Source organism: Lentibacillus songyuanensis, assembly GCF_039548255.1.
Classification (GTDB): Bacteria; Bacillota; Bacilli; order Bacillales; family Amphibacillaceae; genus Lentibacillus_C; species Lentibacillus_C songyuanensis.
Genome location: NZ_JBCLVH010000005.1, coordinates 170,606 through 188,745 on the forward strand (window position 1 = coordinate 170,606; position 18,140 = coordinate 188,745).

Genomic DNA, 18,140 nt, shown 5'->3' on the forward strand with positions numbered 1-18,140 from the left:
ATACGCTTACCTTCATTATTTACATTGCGATCTTGCCATTTCTTTCTCCAATCAACTATCTATCACTTGGTTACTTATCGAGGAGGCAACAACTGAAAACAGCTCTCTAAGCCCATTATACGATAAGAAGGATTAATTAGCATTTAATTTCATATGATATGGGACGATACATCATACGATATGAAAATTGCAATGTAGCTGGACTATCTGAAAAACCATCGGGCTTTAACAACAATCGATGATCGAAGCTTCGATCATCGATTTACTTCCTCCTAATGTCTTCATCATCTTCTACTTTCCCAAAAAAGTATAAAACACATTTGAAAACGAACCAATATATGACAAAAACATGCTTAAGTCAGTCCATTCACCAAAAAGACATAATTCTGAGTAATAGGGGCATTCTCAAATCATTCTACTAGAAATCGGTTTCTCAAGCTGGTAGATTAATAATATAGGAGATGATAGTAATGGGAGCCAAAAAAGTAGTATATGTAAACGAATTCACGAACGGTATTCTAGATCCGAAAAAGGAAATGAACTATACTGTTGCGGACGGCGGGCATATCGTTGCCAATACAACTCCTGGGTGCTGGGGACCGATGATCACGCCAGCATTAAAAGGCGGACATGAAGTTACAAAACCTGTTTATGTGGAAGGTGCAGAAGTTGGCGATGCGATTGCGATTCGTATCAAGTCTATTGAGGTTACATCTATTGTAACAGCTTCGGGAAATGATGCACCTGTAGAAGAGCGGTTTATTGGTGATCCATTTGTGGCCGGTAAATGTCCAAATTGCAAAACAGTAAACCCGGAGACAGTAGTCGAAGGCATTGGCCAACAGGCTGTTCGTTGTAAAAATTGTAACGCGGATGTCACACCATTTGTCTTTACGAACGCCTATACAATGGCCTTTAATCAGAAAAACACGATTGGTATTACATTGAATAAAGAAGGAGCCGAAAAAGTTGCTCACGATGCTAATAACTATATGAATACGCCGGAGCATTCGATTCAAAACCCGGTTGTAACATTTGCACCGCATGATTTGGTGGGAACCATGGCACGGCTTAGACCATTTTTGGGTCAATTAGGAACAACACCGGCGCGACCATTACCAGACTCCCACAATGCCGGCGACTTTGGTCAGGCATTAATTGACGCACCACATGACTATGGAATTTCAAAAGATGAATTAGAAGATCGTACGGACGGCCATATGGATATTAACCATGTACGCGATGGGGCTATATTGCTTTGCCCTGTTAAAGTTCCTGGCGGCGGTGTCTATGTTGGTGACATGCACGCAATGCAAGGAAATGGCGAAATCGCAGGTCATACAACAGATGTGTCGGGTATTGTTAATCTTCAAGTTAACGTGGTTAAAAACGTACCATTAGAGGGACCAGTCCTTCTTCCAGTTGTGGAGGATCTGCCATATCTAGCTAAACCATTTAGTGAAAAAGAAAAACAAGAAGCACTTCAATTAAGTAAACAATGGGGTGTAGAAGAGCTTGAGGAATCCTATCCTATTTCGTTTGTTGGAACGGGAGCGGATCTTAATGAAGCCACAACGAATGGAATGGAACGAGCAGCAAACTTATTCAAAATTACGGTTCCAGAAGTCATGAACCGCGCAACAATTACTGGAGCGATTGAAATTGGACGTCACCCAGGAGTTGTTACCGTCACATTTCTTGCCCCTGAGAAGTACTTAACTGATAAGGGACTACTTGAATTAGTTAAAAATCAATATGCTTAAATACAAAAATACTGCAGATCTGTTGATTTGCGGTATTTTTTATATTCTGATTCATCTAAGATATTAGATTCCACACAATTGAAAATATTATATGTTTATCATAGCAATTTCCGCCATCATAATCATTCTCTATATTTTTCCTTTTTGTTGAATCGACAGGCAACCCATTAATTCATATAATCCTGATTAAATAATACATTCTGTCTTTCGTTTCAAACGCAAGATAGTCCACTCCTTGGGCCCTTTGTGAGGCTCTTTCATCAGGTATTTCATCAAAGTCATGCAACTGTTACAGCAGTACCCAAATCTGTAAGTTCTTCCAGATATACAGCTTGCCGGGTGGACCCTTTTAGATATTTCTCAGAATTTTTCATGATAAGAATGCACTGGTTTTCCCTCTGCCATAAAGGTATCGTTGCTTCTGCCTGCCAAAGCAACCTATTTTTAACCATCCACATAGTCGCCTCTTGTATTCCATAACTCCACTTGTCTTTTTTCATTCCACTTCAAAATCTTGAAGCAGGCATTTATTTTCCACCCAATCCACCTAACATACTTCCTTTCGTCCAGTTGAATATCATCCAATTGTCCATGTCCTGTTTATGCTTTTACCGCTATACTTGTAATTGATAAAGATTATCAATTAGAACAGGAAGGGGATTTCCATGAAAAGATATACCATGGCCATTTTGGCAATCATATTTCTTATCATACTTGGCGCTTGTGGAACAGGCGAAAAAAGCGACACCAAGAAGGACAATGCAGAGGATCAGCAACAAGCAGGAGAATCTGCTGATGGTGAAAGGGTCATTAAGCAATTGGGCAAAGAATATACCGTCCCTGAGAAAGTGGAGAGAATTGTCATCGTTGGAGCCATTGAAGCGATGGAAGATTCGATGGTACTTGATGTAAAACCTGTCGGTGCCAGTACAACCGGTGGCGAATTTCCTAAGCTATTCACCTCCACCGTATTAAGTGATGCAGAACCGATTGGTGAAAAGACAGAGCCGAATGTGGAATCTATTTTACAACTGAAACCAGATGTCATTTTAATGAGTACCAAATTCCCTGAGGAAACGACAGAAAAAATGGAGAAGCTCGCACCGGTTATACCAATCTCCCATATTTCCGATGATTGGAAAGACAATCTGGAAACACTGGCTGCTTTAACTGGGAAAGAAGATGTTGCCAAAAAGGCACTTCAATCCTATGAGAAACAATTGGAAGATACAAAAGCCGAATTAAGCAGCTCTGTTAAAGATGAAAAAGTGTTGGCAATCCGTATCCGTAACGGCGATATTTTCATCTATCCGGAGAACGTTTTCCTCAATGCGTCTTTATATGAAGATTTAGGTTACGAAGCACCAGAGGAGGTAAAGGCAGCAAAAGCGCAAGAAATGCTTCCACTGGAGAAACTTTCAGAGATCGATCCCGACTATATTTTCGTGCAATTCGAGGCTTCGTCCAACCAAGATGATAAAAATGCCTTGAAAGATCTGGCAAAGAATCCAATTTGGCAAAGCTTAAAGGCTGTTAAAAACGATCATGTATTTGAAAATGTGATCGATCCGATTTTAGAGGGCGGACCGCTATACAGCAGAACTGAATTCCTGAAAGCCGCTTCCGATAAATTATCAGATTAATGCAGGTGGTTAAGATATGAGCAATCCATTGAAAAAGAATACAAAATGGATTTGGATGGTTGCTCCCTTTCTATTTATAGCTGTTGGCGCGCTATCCATCATGTTCGGGGCAAAGGAAGTAACTTTCCAAACATTCATAGAAACGTTCACACATTTTGATGCGAGCAACCCGGATCACCAGATCGTGATGCATGCACGCCTTCCAAGGACGATTGGTTCATGTCTGATTGGTGCGTTCCTGGCAATTTCGGGTGCATTAATGCAGGGGATGACAAGAAACTATCTTGCATCCCCTTCCATTATGGGGGTTTCCGATGGGTCTGTATTTTTCATCACATTAGGTATGGTATTCTATCCAGAGGCAAGTACTCTTGAGCTTATTTTTCTCTCTCTGGCCGGATCCGCATTTGGCGTGGCAGTAGTATTTGGTTTGGGTTCCCTATTGCCACATGGGCTGTCACCTGTGCGTTTAGCCATTCTGGGAACGATTGTCGGAACATTTTTAAGCAGCCTGGCCTCTGCGTTCGCCATTTACTTCAAAACATCCCAAAATATCAGTTTCTGGTATAATGCAAGACTTCATCAACTGGATCCTTCCATGATTAAGTTGGCTATTCCATTTGCTGTCATTGGTCTTGCCCTGGCAATCTATTTATCCAAATCGATTACCATTCTTTCTTTAGGCGATCAAGTAGCTACAGGTCTTGGAGAAAAAGCCGCACGTGTCAAATGGCTAACCATCCTTACTGTCGCGATATTAACAGGGGTTTCCGTTGCAATAGCCGGGAAAGTAGCGTTTGTCGGTCTGCTCATCCCACATATAACACGCTATCTAACCGGTTCGGATTATCGTTTGGTCATCCCTTGTGCTGGTATATTGGGAGGAATCTTTCTTTTGTCAGCCGATTTCATCAGTCGTTTCCTGAATAGTCCGTTTGAAACACCAATCAGCGTTGTTACTTCTTTCATAGGCGTTCCCTTCTTCATTTATTTAATCAAGCGTAATGGAGGGAAAGCGCATGTTTAAACAGGAAAAGAGGAAATTCATTGCTTTCTTCGGAATTGGCACATTCATCTGCATCGTATTATCCTATATCAGCCTGGTAACTGGTACATACGACATGACTTTTAAAGACGTTTGGAATACATTACTCCGTAACAATCCGCAGCCAGAACTGGATCTTGTCATCCTGGAATTCCGATTGCCTCGTATCATCATTGGAGCGCTGGTAGGATTAGGACTGGCTGTGGCAGGGACCGTGATCCAGACGGTATCCAAAAACGGGCTTGCAGATCCCAGCATCATTGGAATCAATGCCGGTTCCGGATTAGCAATTGTTGTTTTCATGTATTTTTTTATGGGCACATTAACGTCTGAAAGCTTACTTACAGCACTTTCCATGCCCATTTTCGGCTTTATCGGAGGGACCGGAGCAGCGTTGATTATCTTCATATTGGCATGGGAACAGGGGAAATTGGACCCGCAACGCTTACTTTTACTTGGGATTGCCATCAGCACCGGGCTTAGTTCCGTATCTCTATTTTTATCTTTAAAAATGTCATCGTCTGATTTTGATTTGGCGACTGTCTGGGTCACAGGGTCTATCTGGCATGCTAATTGGTACTATCTTTTTGCTATGCTGCCTTGGTTTATTTTCTTCCTGCCAGTCATTCTCTATAAAGCGTATGTGCTGGACATTTTTCAATTGCAAGAAGAAAGTGTCAAGGGGCTGGGGGTACAGACAGAAAAACAAAAAATCCTGCTTCTATTAGCAAGTGTCGGTCTGGTTGCGGCATGCGTATCTGTTTCAGGAACAATCGGATTCGTAGGGCTGATTTCTCCGCATATCGCCCGCAGGCTCATCGGCAACAAGCACAAATATATTTTACCGCTAAGTGGCGTGGTCGGCATGGTACTTGTTATTCTTGCTGATTTAATTGCCAAGAACATTGTCCAGCCTGCCGAAATTCCTGCTGGTATTATCGTAGCGATTATTGGTGTACCCTATTTTGTGTACCTGCTGTTCAAGGCAAAAGTATAAAGTTCCAATTTAAAAATAGGCAGGCAAATCCATTAAACAAGGACTTGCTTGCCTTTCATATACATTCTTCCCGGAAATCACGTACCACCTGTGATAGGAACGGCAACAGCATAGAAATATGACTTTCTCCCTGATAGCGTGCAAATCGTGTGGTCAATCCTGTCCCTTTCGCTGCCTTTACTTTTTGAAATACCTCTTTGGCTCCATCTGCCATTCCCGCCGGCTCTTCGCTGCCCACTCCAATAAATAACCTGATATGTCGCGTGTGATCCGAAGATGCTTCAGCAAGGTACTTCTGCACATACGTATGTATAATATGATTTTTCCACCAGATCGAGGGGCTTCCAGCCGCATAATAGTGAAATAAATGGCTTCGGGTACATAATGTATAGAGCACGCAAAAACCACCTAATGAATGCCCGAATATCGCTTGGCGAGTGTGATCAATCGCTATCCATCGATCAATTTCCGGCATCACTTCTTCCTCAATGAAATCTAAAAACGACTCAATGCCGCCATTTTTTGGCCAATCCATGCCGTTTTTTCTTTTTGATAATTCTTCAGAACTTGCCGGCAACGTATAATCCACGAATCTCCTTTGTGTAACATGCGGCAAGTCGGAGTCGTATCCAATTCCAACAACGACAGCGGGTTCCTGTTTGCGCGGACCGCTTGATTGAACACGTATCGTCTCCGTTACTGTAGCAAATATCGCATTCGCATCCAGTAAATAATAAACTGGAAATCCATTCGGCGGCGCCTTTGTATCCGGCCTCCAAAGCATGATACGATAGGTTGCTCCTTGCTTGTTTCTCATGGTCCATTGTACTGCGTTTGGGATCTGAAACGGTTTTGCAGCTTCCATGTTGATCTGCTCCTTCTCATTCATCATCTTTAGTGTAATGAAAAAACATCTGCATGGACATGGAACATTTTCGGAAAATGACTGGACGAATCACGGACAGAGTTCGTCGATGGAATCCAATTTCCGCAAGTGCGCATGTGCAGAATTTTCCAGCCAGGGATCGGATGGTACAAGCTTTATATTCCCCGTCCGGACTGCTGGCAGCTGCTGCCACTCCCTCCTTTGCTTTAATAATTCCCAATGCTTGCGTGTTTCATTATCCTGGCGTACCAGCATGAAAATGATATCGATTGGCAGCCTGCATAATTTATCCACTGTAACTGGGTGATGTTTTTGATCAAAGGAATGATCGTGCGGCCGGCTTAAATGTAAATCTTCAAATAGAAAGGAAAACAACGGATTGTCTGTCTCCATAAATAACGAATCACCAACCATGCGGATCACTGCTGGTTTCTTGTTTTTGAGCACTTGTCGGCACTTTGCATGGATGTGGGCAGCCTTTTGATCATACGCCTGAAGCCATTTGCTAGCCAGGTTGGTTTTCCCCAATTTATCCGCTATGTATAAAAATTGATCCCGCCACCATCCAGATTGTTGCTTAGGCAAATAAATGACTGGGGCTATTTTTTCCAATAGTTCTTGTTCCCTTGGATGAATCGCCACCGAGGTAATAATGGTATCAACGGGTTCTCGTCGGAGCTGCATGATATTTGTTTCCCAATCTTCATTGACACGGTAAGCACTTAACGGCACTGGTATTTCTTTGCGATAATGCTGATAATAATAAGACGTCCATTTCGGGTGTAATGGTGCAGCATATGGCATCAATCCAAGCGGGATAAGGTGGCCGATAACATCTGACGTATAGGCAACAATTTTTTGATTGACGTTCTTCATATAATTCGTTGGTGTCATACCTGTTTCCTTTTTGAATTTACGACTGAAATAGAATTCATCCCTATACCCGATTTCATGGGCTATCTCCCGTACTTTTAAACTGCCCTGATTCATCAGCCGCTTTGCCGCTTGCATTCGAAGCTCTGTCACGTACTCCATCACCGTTTTGCCAAATCTCTTTTTAAATACTTCGGCAAAATATTTACAACTGAGTCTGGTCAAACGCGCCAGTTCATGAACGGTCATATCTTGATTATAATGTACATCAATAAATTGTTTTACTTCCTCTATAGACAAGCAGGATTTCACATCGGCCGGTACATGGCTGTCAATCATTTGTAATAAAAAGTATTGGAAGCTTATTTGACAGCGGAATTTATTCAAGCCAGAGGAACGATGCCAGGCCCGATATATTTTTTTGCAGGATGATCCAACATTCCAATCATCACCCAGCTTTAAAACATGCGTAAATAATGGCCCATCTACCTTTATCACCGGCTGGCTGTTTTTCTGTTCCTCGTATAGTTTCATATAAAAAATATACGCCTCAAAATGCTGATTGTTTGCATGGATACCGATGATTGATCCCGGTTTACACGCATATGCTTCACAGGCATGCAATTGAATTTCTTGTTGATCAACGTGCAATAATAACTGTCCACGTGATGCAATAACAATCGCATGTGACTGCAGAAAATGGTGGTCAAGACGCTTTATATCCGAATGGTTCAAATGATCGACAGCGTCCAGTTTGATAAATATATTTTCTGTCCCCCATTCAAAAAACGTGCATGCTTGCTCCATATCAGGATCATCCTCCAAAACATAATCAATAATGATAATCATTATCACTTACTATGATACTATGGTACTCCCCCACTTGTCTATATAGAGTAAAACGCATTCGTTGAGCAGAGAATAAATCGATCCCTTTTGTTCGAATTAACTTACCATTTATCAACAGCCTATGATAAGTTTTCTTTCAAAATAAATGCCACGTATTTCTCTTAATGTCGTATGAATCCTTGTCGTAATTCAATTTCTACCGGAACTACATTTATACAATATAAAATGAAGCTTGCATCATCTTGAGCAGAATAGTATAATAACTGATAATGATTATCAATCTCATTTATATAAATCCAAAGCCACTTTTTTCCCTGTACGGACTACGTAACCGTCGTGGACTGGAGTTAGTTCTAATGAGATTTTATCATTAACCCAATATGTCTGGAGGTAGAGATGAAAAAAATTTTAATTCCGATGATGCTTGTTTTTATATTATTGATCAGTGCATGCGGGAAGCAGCCAGCGGAAAAGTCGGATGGTGAAGAATCCAATCAGGATAAAAACGACACAATTACATACCAGTCGGAAAACGGCCCCGTTAAAGTTCCTGCCCATCCGAAAAGAGTCGTTTTATTGTCTTCGTACGCAGGAGAAATGTTGTTCCTTGATGTGAATATTGTCGGGGTTGAAGAATGGTCAAAAGAGAGCCCGTTATTTAAAGATAAGTTAAAAGATGTACCTACTGTTTCGGATGAAAATGTGGAGAAAGTGATGGAATTAGACCCGGATTTAATCATTGGGGCAAGTGACAATAAAAATTTAGACAAATTTAAAGAAATAGCTCCTACAGTAACCTTTACGTATAATAAAGTGGATTACCTAACGCAACGTCTGGAAATTGGTAAACTAGTAAACAAAGAAAAAGAAATGCAAAATTGGATTGATGATTTTAAAACACGTGCTGAAAAAGTTGGCGAAAAGATAAAAGAAAAAGCTGGTAAAGACGCAACTGTTACCGTAATGGAAAGCTATGATAAAAGCATCAGCGTCCTCGGTGATGGATGGGGAAGAGGAACCGAGATACTTTACCAGGCAATGAAGTTGAAAATGCCTGATAATGTTAAAAAAGTTACCAGCAAAGAAGGGTATTATACCATGTCTACAGAGGTTTTTCCTAAATATGTTGGTGACTATTTGGTTATTACGAAATATACAGACCAAGACAATTCATTTCAAAATACGAAATTATATAAAAATATACCTGCTGTGAAGAACAATCATGTGTTTGAAGCGGACGGGAATACATTCCTGTTTAATGACCCAATCACGTTGGATTATCAGTTAGACTTTTTCGAAGAGCACTTTTTAAAGTAGGTTAAGAGGAGAAAAATGGATGAAGAAATGCCTCATCAGATCACAGATTCTGATGAGGCATTTCTCTGCTTGTATTTATTTGATTATTTCTTGCATCAATTGCTCACTGCGCCCTGTCAGTAATTCATGATGTGAAGAAACCATAGCTGTTCTCGTTGCATCTGGTTCGATAAATTGCTTCGCTTTATTCACTGCATTAGCCGCATCCTGGAAGGCTCCAGCAATCAAATGCAGTTTGCCGTCATGCATCAGAATATCGCCAGCAGCATACAACCCTGGGACGGATGCTTCACTGTTGCTGCTTCCTGCAATGAAATACTTATCTCTCATATCAACGTGAATCGAACTGTTTTCCAACAAAGCAACATCATGATCATACCCATGATTGATAATGATTTCATCGACTGGCAACGTATGTACAACCCCGGTTTGGGTATTTGTAAGTACAGCCTTTTCAATTTTGTTTCCGTCCGCACCAACCATTAAATCAGTGATAGTTGTATGAACAAGACATGCAACGGCGTTTGCTTCCAATCGGGTTACTTGTGACTCATGGCAAGAGAAATTACTTCGACAGGCAATAAAGATTTCACCCGCAACAGGAGCCAACGTATTCGCCCAATCTGTAGCAGAATCTCCCCCGCCGGATATAAGTACCCGTTTGTTTTTAAAGTTTTTTAATGATTTGACACTATAATGCAGGTTGTCAGCTTCCACCTGTTTCTTATTTTCAAGCTGCAACTTTTTTGGCGTAAATATACCACTTCCAACTGCTGCAATAATTGTCTTTGAAAGATGAGGCTGGCCAGAAGCAGTCATGATTTCAAAGACATCTTCTTCATTTTTATGAAGGGCAGTCACTTTTTCATTTAAAACAACCTCAGGATCAAACGTCAGCCCCTGTTCCACCATATTATCAATCAATTTCTGACCTGGAAGCGGCGGAACACCGCCAACATCCCATACCATCTTTTCCGGATACACATGCACTTTGCCGCCAAGATGGGATTGGAATTCAATAATCTTCGTCTTCAGCCCACGTAAACCACTATAAAAAGCAGCGTATAACCCTGCCGGACCGCCGCCAACGATCGTCACATCAAAAACTTCTTGTTGTTTATCATAGACCATATTTTCATCCACCTCACCATTGATAATGATTATCATTTACAATTAGAATACCCTTTATACGTTTCATTTGCAACCTAAAGTTCATGTATTTTTTTATTACCTTACAAAAGTGCGTGAACTCATAAAGTAAGAGTTACAACTAATAACGTGATTGACATTTTACTATTTTCACATTATATTTATGATAGTGATAATGAGAATCATTATCAGAACATAGTTTGGAGGTTGGAATCTTATGTTTTGCTTAGCCACTCAGGATATCAACATCTGTTACGGTGATCGCTGTATAGTCAAAGACCTTAATATAAAAATACCTAAGCATAAAATCACAACCATCATCGGTGCCAACGGATGTGGAAAATCCACATTATTAAAAGCAATTACACGCATTATCCGCCATGATTCCGGTTCCGTGCTGCTTAATGGAGAACATATTTCCAAGATAGCTACAAAAGAACTCGCAAAAAAAATGGCCATCTTGCCGCAATCACCTGAAAGCGCAAGTGGACTAACTGTTGGTGAATTAGTTTCCTATGGCCGTTTCCCCCATCAAAAGGGATTTGGCAAACTGCGCGCAACCGATTGGGAAGTAATCGACTGGGCATTGGATGTAACAGGTACCATGCCATTCAAACACCGACCCGTAGATGCATTATCAGGCGGGCAGCGCCAGCGCGTATGGATTGCCATGTCTTTAGCACAAGAAACAGATATCATATTCCTTGATGAACCGACAACCTATTTAGACATGGCCCACCAGTTGGAAGTACTGGAATTGCTGCAAAGACTGAATGTAGAACAAGGACGCACGATCGTGATGGTACTGCATGATTTGAATCAGGCCGCTCGCTTTGCTGACCACATGATTGCTTTAAAGGATGGAAAAGTCGTCCAGTCCGGGGATTGTCATTCCATTCTTACAAAAGAAGTGCTGCAGCAAGTCTTTGAAATCGATGGCGAGATCGGTATTGATCCACGAACTGGAAAGCCAATGTGCATCACGTACAATTTAATACGAACCGAGGAGAAACCTGCTGAGAACAAAAACAACTGGAAACCCGCTATTTTGAATCATTCCATTTCTTAACATCTGTTGAGACATGAATATTCAGCTGATGACCTCACTATCAGTAAGAATAAGGATGCAAAAAGGAAAAAGCATTTTCGAACATATTTCATGATCCAAAAAATCTACGTAAAGAGAAGCTAAGATGATGCGACTAAATAATTCGAGTTTGAAATTACCATTTTTATATAAATTTATACTAGGCTGTCTTGTCATGGCAGGTGTTTTTTTCGTTGCTATGGTTCTTGGTGCTGCTGACATTTCCATCAGGAATGTATGGAACGCGATAACATCGAATATGAACAGTGAACAGCTTTCGGTCATTCGGGAAATCCGATTACCACGCGAACTGGCAGTGATGCTGGTAGGCGCTGCGTTAGCGGTGTCTGGTGCAATAATGCAAGGTATGACAAGAAACCCATTAGCTGATCCAGGATTGCTTGGTTTAACTTCTGGTGCAAATGCGGCGCTTGCAATTGCTTTAGCGCTGTTGCCAACACTTTCCCCTTTTGGAATAATGATTGCCTGTTTTATCGGAGCGGCAGTCGGTGCCGGAACGGTCTATGGAATCGGGGCTGTCAAAAAAGGCGGGTTTTCTCCATTTAAAATCGTTCTTGCCGGTGCAGCCGTATCCACATTTTTTCAAGCAATGGCAGATGGCGTGGGTCTCTACTTTAAAATATCGAAAAACATTTCCATGTGGACTGCAGGCGGAGCGATTGGAACAACATGGCAGCAGCTCCAAGTCATTGCACCTGCGATTGGGATTGGAATGTTAATCGCCTTATTTTTATCCAGGCAAGTAACCATTCTCAGTTTGAATGAAGAAGTAGCTGTTGGCCTTGGCCAGAAAACGACACAAATGAAGTGCATTCTTTTCGCAGCCATCGTTATATTAGCTGGTGCGGCCGTTGCATTAGTTGGAAATATGGCATTTATCGGATTGATGATTCCACATATTGTACGGGCGATTGTCGGTACAGATTACCGTCATGTCATTCCAATGTCCATAGTGGTTGGCGCAATATTCATGTTATTGGCAGATACAGCAGGAAGAACATTATATGCCCCCTTGGAAACACCAGTGGCATCCATTATCGCCATTCTCGGCCTGCCCTTCTTTCTATTCATTCTACATAAAGGGGGCAGAGCTTTTACATGATCGATTCACACAAATTAAGAAAACAACGTCTTCTTATGCTTGGACTGACTGCTCTTATTATCATTACTGTTATCATTAGCATGGGGCTTGGCTATTCGACGTTATCATATGATCGCATATTGCCAACACTGTTTAATCAAGGAACGTTTAAAGAAGAATTCATCCTATTTTCTTTACGCATGCCAAGAATACTCATTACATTATTAGCTGGCATGGCTCTGGCGCTTTCAGGAGCAATTTTACAAACCTTGACCCATAACGACTTGGCTGATCCCGGTATCATTGGTATCAATTCTGGTGCCGGTACTGCTATAGCCATCTTCTTTTTATTTTTCCCGATCGAAGTCGGCTCATTTGTTTATGTACTGCCCCTGGTTGCATTTGCAGGTGCCTTTATAACGGCTGCGATCATTTATGCTTTTTCGTACAGCAGACATACAGGGCTGCAGCCGATGAAACTGATTTTGACTGGCGTCGGTTTCTCCATGGCACTTTCCGGAATAATGGTTATTTTAACTTCTTCTGCGGAAAAGGAAAAGGTAGATTTCATTTCGACCTGGTTGGCAGGAAATATTTGGGGGACAGACTGGCCGTTCGTCTGGGCCATGCTTCCATGGTTGATTATTTTCATCCCATTCACCCTTTACAAAGCACAGCAGCTGAATATATTAGGATTAAATGAACCCGTTGCTATCGGTGTCGGGATAAAAATTGAACGAGAACGCCTTTTTCTTTTGATCGCTGCAGTTGCATTGGCTGCCTCTGCCGTTGCGGTAACTGGCGGTATTGCCTTTATTGGATTAATGGCACCACATATCGCGAAAGCCCTGGCAGGTCCGAGACATCAAGCATTTTTGCTTATCGCCGTTTTAATTGGCGGCTGGCTGCTCTTGGTAGCGGACACCATCGGGCACAATATTTTAGAACCGAATGGTGTAGCGGCCGGTATCATTGTGGCAATTTTAGGAGCGCCATACTTTATATACTTGTTACTAAAAAGTAATTAGCATCCCTTCTATTTCATCCAAAACCCGATGCTGGCAGGTACCCCTTGCCAGCATCGGGTTTTTTATTATAAGAGGAAGCAAAACTGTTCCCAATTTCCTGCTTTTCCCCCTCTACAAATGATTTAGTTGACTTTCAACCAATCACCAGGCGGGTTATCCATTATTCCCTCCTGCCTATTGTACACGACCTTTCCCCGGCTAACTGTATGTGTCACGCTGCATCTGAAATGTTGACCGATATAAGGACTGTGGGAATAACGGGAATATAAATCACTCTCTTTTACGTGGTGATCCACATTTAAATTGACTACTGCAATATCTGCATCGGCGCCAACGGATAGTGTCCCCTTTTTCGGATATAACCCAAAACGTTTTGCCGGATTTAAGGAAATAAGTTCTGAAACTTTATTTAACGGTATCTGCCTTTCTATATGAGCCTGGTCAATGATGGCTTCTAATGAAAATTGTCCACCTGTAATTCCACCCCATGCTTTTAACATATCGTTCTCATAATCGGTTTTCATAGAAGTCGGACAAGGTGCATGGTCGGATGATATCATATCTATCTTTCCTTCTTTAAGCGCCTCCCATAATGCCAATCTTTCTTCTTCCTCCCGAAGCGGTGGCGCACATTTCGCAACCGCACCTAGTCTTTCAAAGTCTTCCATATTAAACAACAGGTATGGAGGACATGTTTCAACTGTTACATTCACGCCTCTATCTTTTGCTTCTTGAATGAGATCCACTGTTTTAGCATTGCTAACATGTACGATATGCAAAGGGCACCCGGTTTCTTCCGCAAATAGCAATGCTCGGGTTACGGCTTCCATTTCTGAAATAATTGGCCTTGTTTCCGCATAATCACGAGCACTGTTTGCTGATTCTGCTTCTTTTTCTGCAGTCAGTTTTTGGATTATTTCTCCGGATTCAGCATGTAAGGCCAATATTTTATTTAACTTAGCCAGTTTTTGCATTCCACGATATAAGGTTAGATCATCAACAAATTCAAAGTCTTCCGTACCCGCTTGTAACATAAATGATTTAAAACCAACTACCCCGCGCTCAGATAGCGTTTCCAATTCATCTATATTACCTGGGACCAATCCTCCCCATAATCCAAAGTCAATAACAGATTTGGATACAGCTATATCCGCTTTATCTTGCAATGCTTCGTCGTTAATGGTCGGCGGAGCGCTATTCAAAGGCATATCAAAGAATGTAGTGCATCCACCTGCTGCCAATGCTTTCGAACCATAATCAATGCCTTCCCATACGGTACGCCCTGGTTCATCCAAATGAACATGCACGTCAATCAACCCGGGCATCACATATTGGCCTCTTGCATCTAATATGTCACCATCACCATGGATCGTGTCATTCAACTCAACAATCACACCATCTCGTATAGCAATATCCATTTTGCGCGTTTCTGTTGGCAATACAACATTGCCGTTTTTTATAATTAGGTCAAATTGCTTGTTCAAACGAATCACCCCACCAATTTATTGTTCAACGTGTATGTTGGTTTGTCTACAACTTTAACCACTTTCTTCATCAGAATATAATACAACAAGATACTTAATAAAAATCCGACAAAAAATGAATATTCTCCAAAAGCCAAACTAATGAAAAAGGATATTCCATAAGCAATAAATCCTCTTACATTATAATTATTTTTGTATTTGAACGCTCCTGTGCCATCCGTTTTATAAAATTCCTCAATGTTTAATTTTCGTTTACGTAACAAATGATAATCAGCGATCATTATGCCAATAACCGGTCCCATTAATCCACTGGATACGACATTAAACCAAACCAAATTATTCGCTAACAGCCATGGCATCGTCACCAGACCTAAAAATCCCGCAATAACCGTTGCCTTTGCCCAGTTTATCTTCGGGAATATCTGCATAATCGTATAGGCAGCAGGCATTAAATTTGTTCCAGTATTGGTGGACCATTGGGCAAACGCCAGCCCTACCATACCTAAAATTAAAATGAATGGAGAACTGATACTTCCAGCAATGATTTGAACTGGATCCCATTCTCCGGTAAAAATCCCGCCAATTAAACCTACGAATAATTGAACGGCGGACAGGATAACAAATCCTATTAACTGTGCGGCGATCGCTTTTCGATTACGAGCAAAAAACCCTTTTTTTGTAAGATCCGACGAATGACGAAGTTTGCGTGTTATATCCGGACTATTCATCCCCATAGCAATCCAAGATCCTATCATTGCTACTACCCCAATGATAAACGAACCACTTCCATCACCGGACATCGCAAAAATGTCGTAAAATGTTGCATTATTTTCTTTCATTAGCCAAAATGTTACCGAGCCGATCAGTATCGCTAATACCGGAACAGCAATCCAATCAAAATTTGCCATTGCTTTTACCCCAAAAGCAGCATTCCATATTTGTAGTGCGCCAAATATAATAAGAATCAGTGTTAAATTGGAATAGCCAATTAGTATACCCAAGATCATATTCAGAGCTGCGGCCCCGATCCATGTTTGAAAGCCGAACCAGAAAATACACACAAGCATTCGAAATACAGCCGGAAAATTAACACCCTTATATCCGAAACAAGCTCTAATATAGACAATAAACGGCAACCCGTAAACGATTCCAATATCACCAGTAAGAATTAACAACGTAGTGACAAACAAATAGGCAACCATAAGACCAAGCATAATCGCTAGCGGTGACAATCCGGGATACAATTGCGCTCCAATTGTAAAAACTCCCATGTTAATAGCCATTCCAGCCCACAAAACCGTAAAATCTTTATAGGACATATCTCTCTCTTCACTGGTAGAAGGGAGCATTTCCGGGTTTCTATCAAAGGGTATATTATTCTCCATTCACAAAACCTCCTAAATAGTAGTTTACGAAACGTTCAAATGTTACTGCCAACCAATAACTTGTGCCACAAATAGTGCAATGCCCCCTATTATTAACCAAATGCCCATTAGCGGTGCGAAGAATTTAATCCACTTTTGATACGGTACTTTGGCCATCGCCAAGGTAGCCATAAAATAGCCCGATGTAGGAAAGAATATATTTGATAACCCATCCCCTAATTGAAATGCCAGAATCGTCGTTTGTCTTGAAACATCGACTATATCAGCTATTGGAATCATGATTGGCATGGCAATAACAGCTTGTCCACTTGAAGAAGGGACGACAAAGTTTATGATCGTTTGCACCAATAACATCCCCACAGCAGTGATACCTGATGGTAAATTTGCTACTAGCGAACTTAACGCGCTAATGATCGTGTCCATGATTAATCCATCTTCTAACAGCAATGCAATTCCTCTGGCAAAACCTACAACTAATGCGCCAACTAACACTGATTTACATCCGTTGGTAAATTCATGAGCGATCGTGTCCAATTTCATCCGGTGTACCAAAGCAACTAAAACGGTGATGAAAATAAAGACAGCTGAAAGCTCAGTCAAATACCATCCATGATTTATAACGCCATAGACAAACACTACTAAACCGCCTAATAAAATAATTCCAGTTAAACCATGTCGGTAGTTTGCTTTCGTGTTATTATCCTCTATCTCAACTTCGATTGTTTTATCTTCTTCCTTGGTCAAACTGGAATCCGGGTTTTTCGTAATCTTCTTTACATAGTGTAAAATATAAAGGGCCCCAGACAGTAACATTGCAAGAAAAACGATTACCCTCAAACCAATACCAGATCCGATTTTAACCTCCGCTAGCTGTTGAGCAAGTCCCACCGAAAAGGGACTAATTAATGCAGTACCAAATCCTGCTGTTACTCCGATTAAAGTAATGGCTACCGCAGTCATCGAATCCCACTTATTCGTCAAGCTTAATGATAGAATGATAGGAATATAGATTAATGTTAATTCCGGTGTACCGATAAACGATGCGATTAAACCAAAGATTACCATGATGATCGGTATCATAAAGATTTCTTTACCTTTAAAAGCTTTTGTAAAACGATTTAACCCTAGATCGATCGTCTTTGTTGCATGGATGACGCCAAAAGCACCTCCGACAATTAATACAGCGAACACTACTTCTCCTGCATCCACCAATCCTCTAGGTATAGCGGATAAAATATCCATTATACCGGATGGATTAGAAGCGATATGATGATACGTGTCTGGATCAATAACTTCGCGTCCATCTACACCATCCGTACGTTGGTATTCTCCAGCTGGAACAATCCAGGTAACAATTCCGGCTAGAATAATCGCTATAAATAACACGATAAAAATATGAGGCATACGAAATTTCATGCAATTTCCTCCTGATGTTTTTGAATATACTGAAAATTGTTCGTGTATGGGGTAGTAGTTATTGTATTCATAAACCTATTGGGAGGCGCATTCATAAATTAGTGATTTGAACTTAA

General features: G+C 41.1%; 15 protein-coding genes. 8 read left to right on the plus strand and 7 right to left on the minus strand.

The window, feature by feature from the left end; translation table 11 throughout:
* Nucleotides 1-470: 470 nt before the first annotated feature.
* Nucleotides 471-1,763: an acetamidase/formamidase family protein gene (locus tag WMZ97_RS07510; protein WP_343271472.1), complete on the plus strand. Its 1,293-nt coding sequence runs from the start codon at nucleotides 471-473 to the stop codon at nucleotides 1,761-1,763.
* 278 nt (nucleotides 1,764-2,041) lie between these two features.
* On the opposite strand, the gene WMZ97_RS07515 is transcribed toward WMZ97_RS07510, so the two are convergent.
* On the minus strand, nucleotides 2,042-2,215 hold the full coding sequence (locus tag WMZ97_RS07515) for a hypothetical protein (RefSeq protein ID WP_343271473.1): 174 nt from the start codon (nucleotides 2,213-2,215) through the stop codon (nucleotides 2,042-2,044).
* Nucleotides 2,216-2,428: 213 nt separating this feature from the next.
* Here WMZ97_RS07515 and WMZ97_RS07520 point away from each other — a divergent pair, with 213 nt between their 5' ends.
* The 3 genes from WMZ97_RS07520 to WMZ97_RS07530 are packed head-to-tail and all read left to right on the plus strand — an operon-like array spanning nucleotide 2,429 to nucleotide 5,448.
* Nucleotides 2,429-3,406, plus strand: a complete 978-nt coding sequence (locus WMZ97_RS07520; RefSeq protein WP_343271474.1) for an ABC transporter substrate-binding protein — start codon at nucleotides 2,429-2,431, stop codon at nucleotides 3,404-3,406.
* A gap of 16 nt (nucleotides 3,407-3,422) precedes the next feature.
* Nucleotides 3,423-4,433, plus strand: coding sequence for a FecCD family ABC transporter permease (locus WMZ97_RS07525; protein WP_405027663.1), 1,011 nt, complete (start codon nucleotides 3,423-3,425; stop codon nucleotides 4,431-4,433).
* Complete coding sequence (locus WMZ97_RS07530; RefSeq protein ID WP_343271475.1) at nucleotides 4,426-5,448, plus strand: FecCD family ABC transporter permease; 1,023 nt, start codon at nucleotides 4,426-4,428, stop codon at nucleotides 5,446-5,448. The genes WMZ97_RS07525 and WMZ97_RS07530 overlap by 8 nt, the downstream gene beginning before the upstream one ends.
* Before the next feature lie 55 nt (nucleotides 5,449-5,503).
* Here the strand turns inward: WMZ97_RS07530 and WMZ97_RS07535 are convergent, their stop codons facing one another.
* Together WMZ97_RS07535 and WMZ97_RS07540 are read right to left on the minus strand one after the other, a co-directional pair.
* Nucleotides 5,504-6,313, minus strand: a complete 810-nt coding sequence (locus WMZ97_RS07535; protein ID WP_343271476.1) for an alpha/beta hydrolase — start codon at nucleotides 6,311-6,313, stop codon at nucleotides 5,504-5,506.
* A 90-nt stretch (nucleotides 6,314-6,403) separates the two neighbouring features.
* Nucleotides 6,404-8,014 carry an AraC family transcriptional regulator gene (locus WMZ97_RS07540; protein WP_343271477.1) on the minus strand — a complete coding sequence of 537 codons (1,611 nt, stop codon included), beginning with the start codon at nucleotides 8,012-8,014 and terminating at the stop codon, nucleotides 6,404-6,406.
* Nucleotides 8,015-8,452: 438 nt separating this feature from the next.
* On the opposite strand from WMZ97_RS07540, the gene WMZ97_RS07545 reads away from it, so the two are divergent.
* Nucleotides 8,453-9,373: an iron-hydroxamate ABC transporter substrate-binding protein gene (locus WMZ97_RS07545; RefSeq protein ID WP_343271478.1), complete on the plus strand. Its 921-nt coding sequence runs from the start codon at nucleotides 8,453-8,455 to the stop codon at nucleotides 9,371-9,373.
* 75 nt (nucleotides 9,374-9,448) lie between these two features.
* Here WMZ97_RS07545 and WMZ97_RS07550 read toward each other — a convergent pair whose 3' ends face one another.
* Nucleotides 9,449-10,504: an NAD(P)/FAD-dependent oxidoreductase gene (locus tag WMZ97_RS07550; RefSeq protein WP_343271479.1), complete on the minus strand. Its 1,056-nt coding sequence runs from the start codon at nucleotides 10,502-10,504 to the stop codon at nucleotides 9,449-9,451.
* A 235-nt stretch (nucleotides 10,505-10,739) separates the two neighbouring features.
* Between WMZ97_RS07550 and WMZ97_RS07555 the strand changes: the two genes are divergently transcribed.
* From WMZ97_RS07555 to WMZ97_RS07565, 3 genes are all read left to right on the plus strand, one after another.
* The gene (locus WMZ97_RS07555; RefSeq protein WP_343271480.1) at nucleotides 10,740-11,591 is read left to right on the plus strand and encodes an ABC transporter ATP-binding protein; all 852 of its coding nucleotides are present in this window, start codon (nucleotides 10,740-10,742) and stop codon (nucleotides 11,589-11,591) included.
* A 127-nt stretch (nucleotides 11,592-11,718) separates the two neighbouring features.
* The gene (locus WMZ97_RS07560) at nucleotides 11,719-12,732 is read left to right on the plus strand and encodes a FecCD family ABC transporter permease (RefSeq protein WP_343271516.1); all 1,014 of its coding nucleotides are present in this window, start codon (nucleotides 11,719-11,721) and stop codon (nucleotides 12,730-12,732) included.
* Nucleotides 12,729-13,739, plus strand: a complete 1,011-nt coding sequence (locus WMZ97_RS07565; protein WP_343271481.1) for a FecCD family ABC transporter permease — start codon at nucleotides 12,729-12,731, stop codon at nucleotides 13,737-13,739. The genes WMZ97_RS07560 and WMZ97_RS07565 overlap by 4 nt, the downstream gene beginning before the upstream one ends.
* 122 nt (nucleotides 13,740-13,861) lie before the next feature.
* Here the strand turns inward: WMZ97_RS07565 and WMZ97_RS07570 are convergent, their stop codons facing one another.
* The 3 genes from WMZ97_RS07570 to WMZ97_RS07580 are packed head-to-tail and all read right to left on the minus strand — an operon-like array spanning nucleotide 13,862 to nucleotide 18,024.
* On the minus strand, nucleotides 13,862-15,223 hold the full coding sequence (locus tag WMZ97_RS07570) for an allantoinase (RefSeq protein WP_343271482.1): 1,362 nt from the start codon (nucleotides 15,221-15,223) through the stop codon (nucleotides 13,862-13,864).
* A 5-nt stretch (nucleotides 15,224-15,228) separates the two neighbouring features.
* The gene (locus WMZ97_RS07575) at nucleotides 15,229-16,608 is read right to left on the minus strand and encodes a cytosine permease (protein ID WP_343271483.1); all 1,380 of its coding nucleotides are present in this window, start codon (nucleotides 16,606-16,608) and stop codon (nucleotides 15,229-15,231) included.
* A 42-nt stretch (nucleotides 16,609-16,650) separates the two neighbouring features.
* Nucleotides 16,651-18,024, minus strand: a complete 1,374-nt coding sequence (locus tag WMZ97_RS07580; RefSeq protein WP_343271484.1) for a YfcC family protein — start codon at nucleotides 18,022-18,024, stop codon at nucleotides 16,651-16,653.
* Between the last annotated feature and the right edge of the window lie 116 nt (nucleotides 18,025-18,140).

Bases quoted from the DNA above. Each gene is read 5' to 3' on its own strand.
- WMZ97_RS07520 (WP_343271474.1), top strand. From the start codon at position 2,429: ATGAAAAGATATACCATGGCCATTTTGGCAATCATATTTCTTATCATA.
- WMZ97_RS07530 (WP_343271475.1), top strand. From the start codon at position 4,426: ATGTTTAAACAGGAAAAGAGGAAATTCATTGCTTTCTTCGGAATTGGC.
- WMZ97_RS07510 (WP_343271472.1), top strand. From the start codon at position 471: ATGGGAGCCAAAAAAGTAGTATATGTAAACGAATTCACGAACGGTATT.
- WMZ97_RS07540 (WP_343271477.1), bottom strand. From the start codon at position 8,014: ATGGAGCAAGCATGCACGTTTTTTGAATGGGGGACAGAAAATATATTT.
- WMZ97_RS07555 (WP_343271480.1), top strand. From the start codon at position 10,740: ATGTTTTGCTTAGCCACTCAGGATATCAACATCTGTTACGGTGATCGC.
- WMZ97_RS07535 (WP_343271476.1), bottom strand. From the start codon at position 6,313: ATGGAAGCTGCAAAACCGTTTCAGATCCCAAACGCAGTACAATGGACC.
- WMZ97_RS07575 (WP_343271483.1), bottom strand. From the start codon at position 16,608: ATGGAGAATAATATACCCTTTGATAGAAACCCGGAAATGCTCCCTTCT.
- WMZ97_RS07560 (WP_343271516.1), top strand. From the start codon at position 11,719: ATGCGACTAAATAATTCGAGTTTGAAATTACCATTTTTATATAAATTT.
- WMZ97_RS07550 (WP_343271479.1), bottom strand. From the start codon at position 10,504: ATGGTCTATGATAAACAACAAGAAGTTTTTGATGTGACGATCGTTGGC.
- WMZ97_RS07580 (WP_343271484.1), bottom strand. From the start codon at position 18,024: ATGAAATTTCGTATGCCTCATATTTTTATCGTGTTATTTATAGCGATT.
- WMZ97_RS07565 (WP_343271481.1), top strand. From the start codon at position 12,729: ATGATCGATTCACACAAATTAAGAAAACAACGTCTTCTTATGCTTGGA.
- WMZ97_RS07545 (WP_343271478.1), top strand. From the start codon at position 8,453: ATGAAAAAAATTTTAATTCCGATGATGCTTGTTTTTATATTATTGATC.
- WMZ97_RS07515 (WP_343271473.1), bottom strand. From the start codon at position 2,215: ATGGTTAAAAATAGGTTGCTTTGGCAGGCAGAAGCAACGATACCTTTA.
- WMZ97_RS07525 (WP_405027663.1), top strand. From the start codon at position 3,423: ATGAGCAATCCATTGAAAAAGAATACAAAATGGATTTGGATGGTTGCT.